The following is a 14,042-nucleotide window of genomic DNA, read 5'->3' as shown; positions in this document are numbered from 1 at the left end:
ATTTTTCGTATGAAAATCGATCCCGTCACATATGAAGTCGACGTAGCAGCGGGCACACAGCCCCTCTACGTCTGGGAAGCGCCGGTGCGCATCTGGCACTGGATCATGGCGTTTCTGATGTTCGTCATGATCGCTACGGGCTTTTTGATCGGCGCGCCCCTTGTTTCCAACCTCGGGGACACCTGGATTACGTACGGCTTTGCCTACATCCGGGGTATTCACTTCATTGCAGGCATGATCTTTACGGTGCTCTTTATCGGGCGCCTGTATTGGGGTGTGGTGGGTAACCGCTACTCCCGCATGATCCTGGTGCCGCCGTTATGGAGCCTCAAATGGTGGAAGATGCTCTTTGAGCAGGTGAAGTACTACCTCTTTTTCCGCCCTCAGTCTCCGGAATACGCCGGGCACAATCCGCTCGCGCAGTGTGCAATGTTCTTTATGTTCACGCTGGGCTCGATCGGAATCATCATCACGGGCTTTGCGCTTTACGCGCAGGCCTGGGGGTGGGATACGCACTGGATGGTGCTTTTCGGCTGGGTCTTTGATGTCTTCGGTGACGCGCAGGCCGTGCGCACCACACACCACACGCTGATGTACGTCTTCATCATCTTCTCGATGGCGCACATCTACATGAGTTTCCGCGAGGACATCATGGGCGGCGCGACCACCATCAGCTCGATGACCACGGGTCTGCGTATGTTTAAGGAAGGCGGTCACCATGAGTGAGACGAGGCCTTTTGACCTCACGGTGCTCGGTGTGGGCAATATCCTCTGGGCCGATGAGGGCTTCGGGGTGCGTTGCGTCGAGCACTTTCACCGGGCGTTTCGCCCGATGCCCCACAGTCAGGTTCTGGACGGCGGCACACTCGGAATGTATCTGCTCGATACCTTCACCTCCACCAAAGATCTTCTGATCTTTGACTGCGCGGACTTAAAGGCTGTGCCCGGGACGCTGAAGGTCTTGCGCGGAGAGGACATCGCGCTTTGGTCTGCGACGAAACTTTCGGCGCACCAGGGCGGTGTGAACGATGTGCTTGTGGCAGCCGAACTTCTCGGCAAGGCGCCCGAGCGCGTCACCGTGATCGGAGTGCAGCCCGCAGAACTCAATGACTACGGCGGCTCGCTCACGGAACAACTTAAGGCCGCGATTGCCCCGGCAATTGATGCGGCCGTCACTGAGCTCACGGACTGGGGCTACGGCCTCACGCGCCGTGAGCCGGGCGAAACGGTTGAACCCTTGGGTGACCGGTCACTAAACGAAGACGTTTATGAAAATGAGCGTCCGAGTGAAGCCGAAGCCTGCCGCGAAGGCGACATCCGCTTTGCGGTGCCGGTGAAGGAGTGACGCGTCATGTGTATTGCTCTTCCGATGAAAGTCACGGCCGTTAACGGCACCACCGTGCACTGTGAGCGCACGGGGCGCGCTGAGACCGCGGACGCGTCGATGGTTGTGGGCCTTATCCCCGGAGACTTCGTGCTCGTTTTCCGCAACGAAGTCATCCGCCGCATTGATGAGACCGAAGCCCATCAGATCGAAGCGGCCCTTGCATGCGTGGAAGCTGCGATGACCGGAAAAGAAGCTGACACGGATGCCGCATTTGCCGACATTCTTGCCAATACCGGCAAACTCCCGGAGCATTTGGAGAGAATGCGATCGGCCTAAAGCCTTGCGTTATCCTCATTTGACGGTCCTCGTTGTTTCGGCAGCTGAGGACCGTTTCTTTTATCAGAGACTCTTTTCGTCCGCACGAACGTCGCTTTCGCCGACACGGTTGTCGCCCGGCGCCAAATACCTGATTTGCAAACAACCAATCACGCCGGATTTGTACGAAAATTTCGATAAAAATACACTGTTATGTAAAATTTTCGATAACTCTATATTTTTTCCGATATTTAGCAGTCAAAATATATTTTTTCCGGATTAGGCGGAAAACGTGGATACAGGGGCCAACAATGCTTTGCGGATATGCCTTTCTTTCAGATCTTTTTGCGCTTAAGCCGCTTTCACTGGCAGAAAAAGCGCGGACAGATACTAAAGTCAACAAGCTTGTAGCGACTGAATCCGGCCTCCTGGTTCCGCCTAAGATGGCCCCAGCAAATACGATGTTATCCCACCTTATCTTTTCTATAAAGCACGAAGGCATTAATCTCGAGGTACTGTCGCAGGTTCTGCCCCATCTGGAGCGTTCCGATCTGCAGGCTGCTTTGGATGCAAAACCAAGCAGTGTTCCCTTAAGGAAAATCGGTTGCCTTTGGGAAAACTTCACAGGTAAAGAGCTTATTTATCCCAAACCGTCAGGCAATTACACAGAACTCTTTGATCCTGAGAAATACTTCACGGGCAAAGACATCCGCATTCCCAAATGGCGCATTATTTTCAATGGCTTGGGATCCTTCGCATACTGCCCCGTTGTCAGAAAAACCAACACACTAGACGACAGCAAGGTAGCCGAACTTTTTACCCGCCTGCACGATACGCTCAACGCTTTGCCGGAAGAGCTGATCTCAAGGACTGTCGAGTGGGCCTATCTTTCTGAAACACGCAGCTCCTTTGAAATAGAATGTGAGCTACCGTCGGGAAACAAAGCTGCGCAATTTATGACACTTCTGAAAGCGGCCGCATCATTTGATGCGTTAAACGAAGACATACTTTGCGGCATCCAGAACAAAATTGTCCCTGAATTTCATAACCAGGCAGCATGCTACCGGAACATCCAAAATTGGCTCGGATCACGCTTCGGCCCCTTGGAATTTCACACACATTGGGACGGTGTATATCGAACATTGGGACACCCCCTTTCTCAAACATTGGGACAGTCCGTTACGGCGCCGAGCGAGTTAAGCTTCGGCGCTTTTTTATTGGAGGAACGCAGGACGACGGCGTACGGACAGCGCAGACTTTTCCACGGCTCTCCCGGCCGCTCACCCTACTAAGTGGGCCGTAGGCCGGGAGAGCGGTGGGAAAGTCGTGTTATCGGTTCAATCAGTCGCGTTTAATTCTTGGAATTGCTCCGTACTGTGCTTTATCTCTCATGGAAGGACCGTCCATTTCCAGTCTATGGCTGGATTTAACGAGTCGGTCCAAAATTGAATCGGCCAGTGTCGCATCGTTAAGAAATTCAGCCCAATGCCTTACCGGCAGCACACTGACAACCAGCGTGCTTTTACAGTGACACCTTTTGTCTATGATGTCATACAGGCCGGCCAGAGCTGATCGGTCAGCGGTTCCGATTCCCCAATCGTCAAGAACCAAGAGGTCTACTTGTTCCAACTCTTTACTGAGCTTCCTGTATTCCAAAAGAGCAGTTTCTCCGGCCTTAATTGCAGCCAGCAGGTGAGCAAGTCGGTAAGTTCTGGCAGTGAAACCAGCTAAACAAGCCGCCCTTGTCACGGCTGATGCCATCCATGTCTTACCGCAGCCGGTTTTCCCGGTGATGATGAGGTTTTGGTGGTGCCGGATCCAGTCACAACTGGCCAGCTGGGCAATGAATGCCTTATCCAGACACCTGACGGGGTCATAGTCAACGTCACTGAAGCAGGCATCGACGTAGCGAATTTGGGCATCCTGAATGCGACGCTTGAGCGCTTTATCTTCACGGCGGACGATTTCAGCTCTCAAGAGGGTTTCGATCCATTGAGCGTGTGTCAGGGCGGCTGTTGCGGGATCCTTGTCCAGTTCCCAGGCATGCTCACAGACACTGCTCATGCGCAACCGCTTAAACAGCGGCTTCAAATCAATAAATGACGTAGTCATCTCTGTTCCTTATTCATAGTTATTGCGGATGTTTTCGTGCCGGATGTCAACCGGCTCTGCTTCTTTGACAAAGAGACTGCGGTTAGTAGCCGCAGCAACGCTGTACTTTTCACTGAGCAGCTTTATGTAGCGGTAGCTCACGACATCGTCTTCCAGAGCTTGCGCTACGGCTTTGCGCAGAATGGCCGGCGTGTAGGTTTTGGTAAGCCTCAGAAGTGCGCAACAAGTGCGGCTGCCGGGAAATTTGCCCTGTTTGTCCTGCAGCACAGAGACAAGCCGATCTGCCAAGGCTTCGGATAATCCTTTTTGGATGAAAATCTTTATCCAGTCAGCCGGAGTCTTTCGATAACTCTTTTCTGCCGCAGTCAGGTGTTCTTCAAGAATGTGTGTTTTCTCACCGTGCTGATTCGTGCAGCGAATGTGCCGCCCCAGCATTTGATTGCTGTCCGGATCGTAAATCTCGACAGTGTTACTGCAGATGCGCACAGCAACTTTTTTATGCGCATAGGCGGCAGGAACGCTGTAGCGGTGCCCGGCATCAGAAGAGATACGAATGCAGTGTGCCTTGTCAGCAACGAGCAAGCGCCATTGCCCCAGTTCGTAGCGCAACGGCGGCAGAGCCCGCATACAGGATCGTTCTTCTTCCTCATATTTCTGGAGGCGTGATCCGGTTGAGCCTTTGGATCTGAACGGCTGGGCATTGATTTCATCAATGCGCCTGCGAATCAGGCTGTTAAGCGTATCGATATCCGGAGCCAGAATATGCGGCTGGTGCAGAGTCAGTTGAGCGATGATCCATCGCTCAACATCCCCGGCAGCGGCTTCTACCCGATTCTTCTGTTTGGGGCTTGCCGGCCGGCAAGCCCATGGTTGCATTGAGTAGTAAGCGCAGACTGAGCGCACTGCCGGCTGGATGTCAGGCTCATGCCAGTGAGCTCTTTGAACCAGGGCTCGGGCATTGTCCATGACCAGGACCTGGGGAGAGCCTCCGAAGTATTCCAAGGCTGAGATGACGCCGTCGAGCCAACTGGCTTGTGTTTCATCCTGGTAAGCCTTGCAGAAAATCAAACAACTGAATGGCAATGTCGCTACAAAGAGCCTCGATTTGTGGATCTCTCCATAGGAGTCAACCCAGGGAATGTCATCACCGACAAAGTCGATTTCCATTCTCTCGCCGGGCAAGCGTTGTGTGTTGCCTTCGATACGGAAAATGCCGTTGGCCTGCTTCCACTCGTTGTAGCGTCTGCAATATGACGCGTAAGTGTAGGTTTCCCCTTCAGCCTGCTTTTCGTACTCAGCGAAAAGCATTTGAAGTGTGACTTTTTTTCGTTTGAGAAGGCTGTGAACCTGTTCCCAGTCCGGATCAACACGTACTTTGCCTGTCGGCGGATAGAAGATCTTTTGAAGGTCTTCATCATCCAGCCCGCAAAGTTCTTGAGTAGACAAACCGGAATTGACTGCCGCCGTCCTGATGCGGCCTGCTGCGGTTTTGGAGATATGAAGCCATGCTTCAATCTCACGATAGGACATGTTTTCATCAAGGGCCTGCAAGACAGCCCTGATGTGCTCAGTTTGATGCTTTTGCATAAAGCCTCCTGTAGGTTAACAAGAGCACTTTTTGTTTAGCGTCAATCATTAGCGGACGGAAGGTGTGTACCTGTGTCCCAATGGTTAAGAATCAGTGTCCCAGTAGATAAGAATCAAAAATTTAGGCTTCTGTCCCAATCTTTAAGAAACCCCCGTCCCAGTGTTTGAGAAGCGCCGTGCCAATAAATAAGAAAAGCCACCCCTTTTCCGCAACACAGGTTACTTACGTTCCCCCTGCTCCCGAGAATCTGGATGATTTGATGACAGGGCTTCTTAAGGTCGCCAATGAAGAACCGGAGAGTATTAACCCTTTAATCGCTGCTTCGGTTGTCTCATTCGGATTCGTATTTCTTCATCCGTTTTTGGACGGTAACGGTCGCCTGAGTCGTTTTCTCATTCATCAGCAGCTGCTTCACCACAATGCCGTAGCCTCTGACAAGGTTGTGCCTGTTTCGGCTGCATTGCTGCAGCACGAGAGACAATATCTCCATGCCTTGGAAGCGTTCTCTGCCCCCTGCCGTGAGCTTTGGAATGTTACTAAGATAGACGATGACAACTATGACTTCCGTTTCAACGGCTCTCTCTCGGCATACAGGTATTGGGATGCGACGGTGCAATGCGAATTTCTGCTTGCAATGATCAGAGAAATTGTGGATAAGTTTTTCCCGGAAGAAATTCAGTTCCTGCAGCGCTACGACAAGCTTTACCGTGTAATGAACAGTCGCTTCAACGTCATCCAGAAAGACCTTGATGTGTTGGTTGCTTCTGCCGTCAGCGCAGGCAGAGTTTCAAAAAACATTCAGAAGAAATACCAGTACAAAGTCCCGGATGGATTTTTTAACGACCTCGAAGCCGAGCTGGCCGCTGTTCTGTCCGAGGATTAATTCTTCAGGCATCGTTTGACACCTGTTCTTCAAAAAAGTGTGTCGAGCCGAAAAGATGCTGTTCAAAACAGATCTTAAATAAGTGCATTTAATCATTTATGGAGGTAAAAATTGCAACTTTTGCATTTTTTACCTCCACAAACCGCGCTTTTTGCCGCTCGATGGGCTTTCCGCCCAATAATCACCCAGCAAAAAGCCCGACATCTCCAATCAGGAAACATCGGGCTCAGACCGTTCAATTCAGGTAGCCCCAGGCTGCCTGAATCACGGATTACTGCTGCGTGAGTTCAAAAGTCACGATGCGGTTCTTGTCAACAACGTCAAAAAGGTTGCCGCGCTTCACAAGACCTCGGATATCCATGAATTCAGCCGGAAGGCCGTAAACAGCTTCCACCTTTTCACCAAGAACGTCAATACAGAGAAGCACGTTGAAGTTCTTCGAAACCGCCCAGAGCTTGCCGTTTTCGTAGACCATGCCGGTCACATAGAGTTCACCCAGGCTGCGGTCCTTCTTAAGGTCGGCTGCCGGGATGAATTCGCCGGAAAGCATCCAGTCGCTCATCAGAGCCTTGGAAATGACTAACTTCTTCTTGTTCTTATTGTCAGGCACCGTGGCGGTGAAGACGTAACGGCCGTCCGTGGCGGAAGAATGCACGTAGGAGAACTTCGCGCGTTCCGTGTCGATACGGGCGCGGCCGTAGCCGCCGAGAGCTTCCACCTGATTGCGGCCGGCCGTGAAGTTCGCCCACCCCTTGACGTCGTCGGCCTTATCGTTAAGCCGTGCGCGCAGGATCGACTTATTCATACCCATGAGGACAAAGCCGTCCTTATAGGCGGTGATGCCGACGATATCGAGAACATTCGTGTCAAACCACGGATCCATCTGAGCGGAAACAACGGGCTTCAAAGACTCATCGAGCACCCAGAAATCGTACTTCGAAGCTGCATAGTACTTGCCGTCAATCATCGAAAGCGTATTGATCGGCCGCTTGATGCCGGAAACCGCACGCACGTCCTTCTGAACGAGCTTGCCGGTGAGCGCCACGGGCGCGTTATCCGCATTGTGGTCCCACGTGAGGCCGAGTTTGGCGGTATTGGGGGCATAGGCAAAGTCCGGATCCTTCACGTCGCGCTTACCGAGGAAGTTAATCCCGCCCCACATTCCGTGCCAGCCGTCCGCAGACCACGTCACATACTTCGGGTTAAAGGAGAAGCGCACCGGAGAGCCCTGACCCCAGAACGGAGGCACGCCAGTGGACCACAAGGCCTGGAAGGCGTTGGAGCCGATAATCGCCGCCACAACGATGAAGGCAATCTTGTTAAAGCCAGAAAGCGGACGGAAGGGCTTACCTTTGAATTCTTCGATCAACGCATCAAAGCGGGGCGCGAGGAAGACCGCGAGGCCAAAGAGCATCACCACGCACCAGAAGACGATTTCCGCCCAGAACTGCGTGTGGACACCGAAGATATCCAGACCAAAGCCCTGACCGATGTCGCGCGCAGCGTGGTTGCCGAAATGACGGAAGCTCGAATACAGGCCAAGAGCCGCCATCACAAGCATCATCGCGAGATACTTGGGTTTAAAGCCGTAGCGGACCATGAAGAGCGCCACAACGCCGATGTAGGCCATCTGCTGACGCTGCCCCCAGCAGAGTGTGCAGGGGCTGTCACCGAGGAAGTAACCGAGGATGACGTTGGCAATACCCACCGGCAGCAGGACAATCAGAAGTCCGCCCCAGCAGATGATGTCGTAGAAGGTCTTCGCCTTTTTGATGTCCTGACCGTTCACAGGAAGAGAATAATCTGTCATTTGCACTCCTCCTTAAACGTTGGGCATGCCGAAAATGGCGGTCGAAACGTGGCCCACATACATAAAGACCACGGCAAACCAGCTGACAACCGTCAGCCACCACGCGAGCTTTTCTTTTTCCGGCTTAAAGAGAATCAAAAGCACGGCAATGAAAAGCATCACGAACTCTAAAAATTCCATGATGATTTCCTTTGATGGGATTCAATTTTCGTCAGTACCTACGGCAAAAACCGCAGGACAAATGACGTACAGGGAGCGCGAGTGTATGGCAAGTTCGAATCATTTTCAAACGCCTTTCCGGCGCCATGGAGTCAGCCAAACAGCCGAAGCCGGAAACAGCCGCAACGCGTCAAAATCCGAACTTCACGCAAAGGAACTGTCATGACAAAAACCACACTTGCCGCGCTTGTGTGCTCGGCACTGATCGCGGGCTCTGCTCAGGCCTCCGTCACCGTCGAAGGCACAACGTTTGATGACACCTCTGCCGTTGCCGGCCAAAACCTGGTTTTTAACGGCGCAGGACTCAGAAAGAAACTCTTTTTCCGTGTTTACACGGCGGGGCTCTACCTCCCTGCGAAAGCTCAGACGCTAGAGGCCGTTCTCTCGCAGACCGGTGCCGTACGCGTGCGCCTCATTCTCATGCGTAACGTTTCCGCCAAAACTTTTGTGGATGCACTCAAGGACGGGCTTAAAGACAACACGCCCGAAAAGGAACTTGCCGCCATTGACGCAGAAGTCACGCGGCTTATTGCCGTCATGGACAAAATCGGTGACGTTAAAACCGGTGATGCCGTGGACTTTTCCTTTGACGGAAAGGACACGTCCGTGACGCTTAACGGAAATCTTGTGGGTAACGGCATCGGCGGCCGGGCACTTTTTAACGCGGTGCTGAGAATCTGGATCGGCGCTGACGCCATTGACGATACGTTAAAGGCGGGACTTCTCGGGCAGAAGTAACATTTTCCAAACAAAGAAAGCCGCCGGTGGCCGTCTACAATACGGGCACCACACATTTTTGTCCGTAAGCCCGCCCGCAGCGGGCTCATTCTTGCAACATGCCGGAACCCATATTTCCACACGTTTTTCCGGACGGCTTTCGTTTGCCGGCGCCCGCACAAAAGACCGACCTTACGGCCGACGCGGGCATCAGTCTCGGGCTTTCTGCCGCCGAAATCGTTCGCCGTGCGCGCGCTGAAAAACGCCTTGCGGTCATCGTCTGCGCCGACGCGGGTGACATGATTAAGCTTGCCGACGAACTCACCTGGTTTGATCCGACGCTGAGAGTCTCCGTGCTCCCCGACTGGGAGACGCTTCCCTACGACACGATGAGTCCGCACGAGGACCTGGTAAGCGAACGGCTTGAGACGCTTTGGAAACTTGTCGTCAACGCCCAGGCGCGGGAAAAGGGCGCCGAAAGCAAAGCCCACTGCGACGTGATTCTTACGTCGGCTGCAACCGCTTCGCAGCGGCTTGCGCCCCCCTCTTTTATTCTGGGGTCGTCTTTTTTCTACAAAAAGGGGCAGCAACTTGACGTCGGGGTCTTGCGCACCAACCTCGTGCAGGCCGGGTACGGGAGCGTCGAGCAAGTCATGGCTCCGGGCGAATTCTGTGTGCGCGGCGGGATCGTCGACGTCTTTCCGATGGGGTCGGAAGCCCCCTTCCGGCTCGACCTTTTTGACGACGAGATTGAAACGATCCGCACGTTTGACACGGAAACGCAGCGCTCGGGCGACGATATCGACGAAATCCGCATTCTCCCCGGACACGAATTTCCGATGGATGAAGCCGCACGCAACGCCTTTCGCTCAGCCTGGCGCGAAACCTTCCCGGGTGACCCCAATAAGTCCGTTGTGTATAAGGACATGGGACAAGGCATTGCCGCCGCCGGCATCGAATACTATCTGCCGCTTTTTTTCAAAGAAACGGCAACGCTGGCGGACTACCTTCCCGCCGACACCCTCATTGTCTTGTCCGGTGACGTCAATCAGGCCTTAACCCGCTTTCACACGGAAATCACCGACCGCTGGCGTTTCCTCTCGCACGATGAAGAGCGCCCGGCACTTGCGCCCGAACGGATTGCCGATGCGCCGGACGCGTTTTTCACGCATCTTGCGCGCTTTGCCAGGCTCGCGCTTAAAACGCAGCCCGCAGCCGCAGCACTTTCGGTGACCGTGAACCGCAACGCGGCCGACCCCTTTGCAGGGCTCAAGACCTACCTCACGAAGGCCCGCCTCCAGAAGCGCCGCGTTTTAATCTGCACGACGAGCACGGGCCGCACTGCGCGCATTGAGGAAATGCTCGCGCAAAACGACTTCAAGATGGCTTGTGCCGGCAACTTCACGGCGTTTTTGGAAAGTACGGCGCCTTTGATGATGTCCGTGGGGCCTGCGGCCGAAGGCTTTGAAGCCGAAGCCCCCGCCCTTGCGCTTATCACCGAAAACGAACTTTACGACGTCAGAGCCGTCAAGCGCCGCTCGCGCATCAAGGATTCCACGACGCGCGTTGAGGCGGTGATCCGTGATATTTCGGAACTTAAACCCGGCGACCCCGTCGTGCATCTTGATCACGGCGTGGGGCGCTATGTGGGGCTTGAGTCGCTCACTAGCGACGAAGGTCCGTCGGAATTCGTGCGTATTGACTACGCCAACGACGCCAAACTCTACGTTCCCGTGTCGCAGCTGCATTTAATCAGCCGCTACACGGGCGCAGACGCCGAACACGCCCCCATGCATTCGCTCGGGCGCGGCGACTGGGAAAAAGCAAAGAAAAAAGCCGCGCAGAAGGTGCGCGATACGGCAGCGGAACTCTTGAACCTCTACGCCGTACGTGAATCACGAAAAGGCTTTGCCTTTGAAAAGCACGCCAAAGACTATGAAGCCTTCTGCGAGGGTTTTGCCTTTGAGGAAACCCCGGATCAGGCTGCTGCCATTGACGCCGTGATCGGGGACATGCTCGCCGCCAAACCCATGGACCGGCTGGTGTGCGGGGACGTGGGGTTCGGGAAAACCGAAGTCGCGCTGCGCGCCGCGTTTGTGGCTGCAATGAACGGCAAACAGGTGGCGGTTCTCTGCCCCACGACGCTTCTGGCGGAACAGCACGCGCAGACCTTCCGCGACCGCTTTGCCGCCTGGCCCGTAAAGATTGCAGAGCTCTCGCGTTTTAGGTCCGGCAAAGAAACCACGCAGGCGATTGAAGGCTTAAAAGCGGGCACCATTGATATTGCCGTCGGCACCCACAAGCTTTTAAGTGAAAAAGTAGAATTTGCACGCTTAGGGCTCGTCGTAATCGACGAAGAACACCGGTTCGGCGTCAGGCAGAAAGAGCGGCTGAAGGCTCTGAGAGCCGAAGTGGACGTCTTGACGCTCACGGCAACGCCCATTCCGAGAACGCTTGCGATGAGCCTTGAAGGAATCCGCGACTTTTCCGTGATTGCCACAGCCCCGCAAAAGCGCCTTGCGATTAAAACCTTTGTGCGGCGCGAAAGCGATGAATTGATCCGCGAAGCCGTGATCCGTGAACTTAAGCGCGGCGGTCAGGTCTATTTTCTGCATAACGAAGTGGACACGATTCAGGCCCGCTTTGAAAGGCTCTCAAAGCTTCTGCCTGAAGCGCGCATTGCGGTCGCGCACGGCCAGATGGGCGAAAGAGAACTCGAGCACATCATGCGCGACTTTTATCAGCAGCGCTACAACGTGCTTCTGTGTACCACGATCATTGAAACGGGGATTGATGTTGCTAACGCCAACACCATCCTCATTCACCGGGCGGATATGTTTGGCCTCGCGCAGCTGCACCAGTTGCGCGGACGCGTGGGCCGCAGCCACCATCAGGCCTATGCGTATCTGATGACTCCGGGCGAAGAAGCGATTACCAAAAATGCTCAGAAGCGCCTGGACGCCATTCAAAACCTCGAAGATTTGGGAAGCGGCTTTTACCTTTCCATGCACGACCTTGAAATCCGCGGTGCGGGTGAAGTGCTCGGGGACGAACAAAGCGGCGAAATGGCGCAGGTGGGCTTTGACCTTTACAGCCAGATGTTGAAAAGCGCCATAAAGGCTCTTAAGCGCGGCGAAACGCCAGACTTTGAAGCGCCCTTTGCCTCGATGAGCGAAATCAACCTTCATATGCCGGCGGTCCTTCCAGCGGACTATGTGCCCGATGTGGCCGTGCGTCTGGGGCTCTACAAAGAACTTGCAGCGGCCGACAACCTCACCGATCTGGAGCGCACGATTGACGACATCAACGACCGGTTCGGCAGGCTCCCCGATGCCGCCAAGGCCCTCATTGCCGTGCACCGTTTGAGAATTGCCGCGACGCGCATCGGGATCAGCAAGATTGACGCCGCCGACACGGCAATCGTCTTTACGTTTAAGGAAAAGCCGCGGTTTGAACCGATCGCACTCATTAAACTCTTACAAAGCCGCAGGGATCTCAAAATGCTCGGGCCCCAAAAGATGCGCATGACCGCAGCAACCACGGATCTGGAAACAAGGCTCAGAGCGATCCGCACGATCACAAATCCCCTGCTGGCAGCAAGTCCGGAGACAGAATAAATGACAGAAACCATCAAAACCACGGCGGAGCGCCCCTTGCGGCGCAGGGACCGTCAGCTCACCGAAGATGAGGCGCTTCAGATTGTCCGTCACGCCCCGCATGCCGTTTTAAGTACGGCTGACGCCGCGGGCGTTCCCTACGGAGTGCCGGTAAACGCCGTTTACGCCGAAGGCAACGTTTACTGGCACGGGACATTCATGAAAAGCCGCAAGGGCGACAACATTGACGCGAATCCCAAGGTTTCGCTTTGCTTTGTTGCGTACGAAGCGGTGGACGTCCCGGCTTATTCGGTGAATTACGCCAGTGCCGTTTTAGAAGGCACCGCAAGCCGCATCACCGATGCCCGGGAGCGTAAAGAGGCTGCGTTACTGATTTGTGCGCAGCACGTGCCCGGACTCTCGGCTGAACAAAATTCAGCCTACTACGACCGCGAGGGCGACACGGTTGAGGTCTGGAAAATGACCGTGACACGCATTTCCGGTAAGTCCCGCGGCTGGGACAAAATTAAACCGCTGCTGACCCGTTCGTAATCCCAAAAGAAAAAGGAAACCATCCATGCCGGCTCAAAGCAATTTTGTCTGTCTCGCGCCCTTTTTTGACGACGCCTTTATCCGGGAAACACGGGAACTCTTGACGGCGCACGCCGTTCTCACGGGGCCCGGCGTTGTGCGCTTTACGGACGTGACGCCCGAGGAGAGCGTGCGCGACGCTGCGAAGGCAAAAGCGACTGAAGCGCACTGCGACTCAGTCTTTACGCCGGGCGAACTGATGCTCGCGTCCTTTAAGGCCTTTTTCTTTGACATGGATTCAACGCTCGTCACAACGGAAACCTTGGACGAAATGGCGGAAATCTGCGGCACCGGCGAAGAGTGCGCGAGAATCACCGCGGGCACAATGCAAGGGACCATCAAAAATTACGCCGAAAGCCTCAGGGCACGCGTGGCGCTTCTCAAAGGCCACGACGCGCAGGCGCTTGAGACCGTACGGGCACACACAAAAATCAATCCGGGTGTGCCCGAACTATTGAAAGCTCTTCACGCGCACGGCGTTAAAACCTATGTCTTAAGTTCCGGCTTTACCGCGATGACAAAGCCCTTGGCCGAATCGCTCGGCATGACGGGTTACCACAGTAACGTCATCGGCATTGAAAACGGACTCTTTACCGGAGAGGTCACGGGCCCGGATAACGGCCCCATTATCGACGCCGCAGGGAAACTCGCCTTTGTGGAAAAAACGATGAAGGCACTGGGGGCGACGCCGCGCGAAGCTGTCTGCTGCGGGGACGGCAGCAACGACATTCTGATGGTTTCGGCCGCGGGCCTGGGTGTGGGGTTTCGGCCCAAGAAGGTGCTCCGCCCCTACTGCGGCATTACGCTTGATAACTGCGGGTTTGACGCGCTCTTAAAACTTTTTGCCGAAACGGCTCCGCGACTTGAAGCCTACACGGAATAAC

The 14,042-nt window shown here is 54.5% G+C and carries 13 protein-coding genes; 9 read left to right on the top strand and 4 right to left on the bottom strand.

Going from position 1 to position 14,042, the window contains the following annotated elements; all coding sequences use genetic code 11:
* Positions 1 to 9: 9 nt before the first annotated feature.
* The 4 genes from cybH to NXF97_RS00135 all read left to right on the top strand — a co-directional run bounded on the left by cybH (position 10) and on the right by NXF97_RS00135 (position 2,934).
* The gene (cybH, locus tag NXF97_RS00150; RefSeq protein ID WP_274955998.1) at positions 10 to 726 is read left to right on the top strand and encodes a Ni/Fe-hydrogenase, b-type cytochrome subunit; all 717 of its coding nucleotides are present in this window, start codon (positions 10 to 12) and stop codon (positions 724 to 726) included.
* On the top strand, positions 719 to 1,345 hold the full coding sequence (locus tag NXF97_RS00145) for a HyaD/HybD family hydrogenase maturation endopeptidase (protein ID WP_274955997.1): 627 nt from the start codon (positions 719 to 721) through the stop codon (positions 1,343 to 1,345). The genes cybH and NXF97_RS00145 overlap by 8 nt, the downstream gene beginning before the upstream one ends.
* A 6-nt stretch (positions 1,346 to 1,351) precedes the next feature.
* Complete coding sequence (locus NXF97_RS00140) at positions 1,352 to 1,663, top strand: HypC/HybG/HupF family hydrogenase formation chaperone (RefSeq protein WP_274955996.1); 312 nt, start codon at positions 1,352 to 1,354, stop codon at positions 1,661 to 1,663.
* Positions 1,664 to 1,953: 290 nt separating this feature from the next.
* Positions 1,954 to 2,934 (top strand): hypothetical protein, encoded by a 981-nt coding sequence (locus NXF97_RS00135; protein WP_274955995.1) that lies wholly within the window; start codon positions 1,954 to 1,956, stop codon positions 2,932 to 2,934.
* Positions 2,935 to 2,983: 49 nt separating this feature from the next.
* Here the strand turns inward: NXF97_RS00135 and NXF97_RS00130 are convergent, their stop codons facing one another.
* Both NXF97_RS00130 and istA read right to left on the bottom strand, forming a co-directional pair.
* On the bottom strand, positions 2,984 to 3,754 hold the full coding sequence (locus tag NXF97_RS00130; RefSeq protein ID WP_274955417.1) for an ATP-binding protein: 771 nt from the start codon (positions 3,752 to 3,754) through the stop codon (positions 2,984 to 2,986).
* 9 nt (positions 3,755 to 3,763) lie between these two features.
* Entirely contained in the window at positions 3,764 to 5,341 is a 1,578-nt protein-coding gene (gene istA, locus NXF97_RS00125; protein WP_274955416.1) for an IS21 family transposase, read from the bottom strand.
* Between the two features lie 176 nt (positions 5,342 to 5,517).
* Between istA and NXF97_RS00120 the strand changes: the two genes are divergently transcribed.
* The gene (locus tag NXF97_RS00120) at positions 5,518 to 6,225 is read left to right on the top strand and encodes a Fic family protein (protein ID WP_274955994.1); all 708 of its coding nucleotides are present in this window, start codon (positions 5,518 to 5,520) and stop codon (positions 6,223 to 6,225) included.
* Between the two features lie 271 nt (positions 6,226 to 6,496).
* Here the strand turns inward: NXF97_RS00120 and NXF97_RS00115 are convergent, their stop codons facing one another.
* Both NXF97_RS00115 and NXF97_RS00110 read right to left on the bottom strand, forming a co-directional pair.
* Positions 6,497 to 8,035: a disulfide bond formation protein B gene (locus tag NXF97_RS00115; RefSeq protein WP_274955993.1), complete on the bottom strand. Its 1,539-nt coding sequence runs from the start codon at positions 8,033 to 8,035 to the stop codon at positions 6,497 to 6,499.
* Positions 8,036 to 8,047: 12 nt separating this feature from the next.
* Entirely contained in the window at positions 8,048 to 8,215 is a 168-nt protein-coding gene (locus NXF97_RS00110; protein ID WP_074009317.1) for a dihydroneopterin aldolase, read from the bottom strand.
* A gap of 201 nt (positions 8,216 to 8,416) precedes the next feature.
* On the opposite strand from NXF97_RS00110, the gene NXF97_RS00105 reads away from it, so the two are divergent.
* The 4 genes from NXF97_RS00105 (at position 8,417) to serB (ending at position 14,041) form a co-directional block, all read left to right on the top strand.
* A complete protein-coding gene (locus tag NXF97_RS00105; RefSeq protein WP_274955992.1) occupies positions 8,417 to 8,992 on the top strand; it encodes a chalcone isomerase family protein in 576 nt (191 codons plus the stop codon).
* Between the two features lie 98 nt (positions 8,993 to 9,090).
* Positions 9,091 to 12,588 carry a transcription-repair coupling factor gene (mfd, locus tag NXF97_RS00100; RefSeq protein WP_423767303.1) on the top strand — a complete coding sequence of 1,166 codons (3,498 nt, stop codon included), beginning with the start codon at positions 9,091 to 9,093 and terminating at the stop codon, positions 12,586 to 12,588.
* The gene (locus tag NXF97_RS00095) at positions 12,589 to 13,119 is read left to right on the top strand and encodes a pyridoxamine 5'-phosphate oxidase family protein (protein ID WP_274955991.1); all 531 of its coding nucleotides are present in this window, start codon (positions 12,589 to 12,591) and stop codon (positions 13,117 to 13,119) included. It abuts the gene before it with no gap.
* 25 nt (positions 13,120 to 13,144) lie between these two features.
* Positions 13,145 to 14,041, top strand: coding sequence for a phosphoserine phosphatase SerB (serB, locus tag NXF97_RS00090; RefSeq protein WP_274955990.1), 897 nt, complete (start codon positions 13,145 to 13,147; stop codon positions 14,039 to 14,041).
* The last annotated feature ends 1 nt before the right edge of the window (position 14,042 follow it).

It is taken from the genome of Duodenibacillus massiliensis (assembly GCF_928721995.1).
GTDB lineage: Bacteria > Pseudomonadota > Gammaproteobacteria > Burkholderiales > Burkholderiaceae_F > Duodenibacillus > Duodenibacillus massiliensis.
This window is presented reverse-complemented; position numbering and strand designations above follow the sequence as displayed.

Excerpts from the sequence above, each read along its gene's own strand:
- cybH (WP_274955998.1), top strand. The coding sequence starts at position 10 with ATGAAAATCGATCCCGTCACATATGAAGTCGACGTAGCAGCGGGCACA.
- NXF97_RS00145 (WP_274955997.1), top strand. The coding sequence starts at position 719 with ATGAGTGAGACGAGGCCTTTTGACCTCACGGTGCTCGGTGTGGGCAAT.
- NXF97_RS00140 (WP_274955996.1), top strand. The coding sequence starts at position 1,352 with ATGTGTATTGCTCTTCCGATGAAAGTCACGGCCGTTAACGGCACCACC.
- NXF97_RS00135 (WP_274955995.1), top strand. The coding sequence starts at position 1,954 with ATGCTTTGCGGATATGCCTTTCTTTCAGATCTTTTTGCGCTTAAGCCG.
- NXF97_RS00130 (WP_274955417.1), bottom strand. The coding sequence starts at position 3,754 with ATGACTACGTCATTTATTGATTTGAAGCCGCTGTTTAAGCGGTTGCGC.
- istA (WP_274955416.1), bottom strand. The coding sequence starts at position 5,341 with ATGCAAAAGCATCAAACTGAGCACATCAGGGCTGTCTTGCAGGCCCTT.
- NXF97_RS00115 (WP_274955993.1), bottom strand. The coding sequence starts at position 8,035 with ATGACAGATTATTCTCTTCCTGTGAACGGTCAGGACATCAAAAAGGCG.
- NXF97_RS00110 (WP_074009317.1), bottom strand. The coding sequence starts at position 8,215 with ATGGAATTTTTAGAGTTCGTGATGCTTTTCATTGCCGTGCTTTTGATT.
- NXF97_RS00105 (WP_274955992.1), top strand. The coding sequence starts at position 8,417 with ATGACAAAAACCACACTTGCCGCGCTTGTGTGCTCGGCACTGATCGCG.
- mfd (WP_423767303.1), top strand. The coding sequence starts at position 9,091 with ATGCCGGAACCCATATTTCCACACGTTTTTCCGGACGGCTTTCGTTTG.
- NXF97_RS00095 (WP_274955991.1), top strand. The coding sequence starts at position 12,589 with ATGACAGAAACCATCAAAACCACGGCGGAGCGCCCCTTGCGGCGCAGG.
- serB (WP_274955990.1), top strand. The coding sequence starts at position 13,145 with ATGCCGGCTCAAAGCAATTTTGTCTGTCTCGCGCCCTTTTTTGACGAC.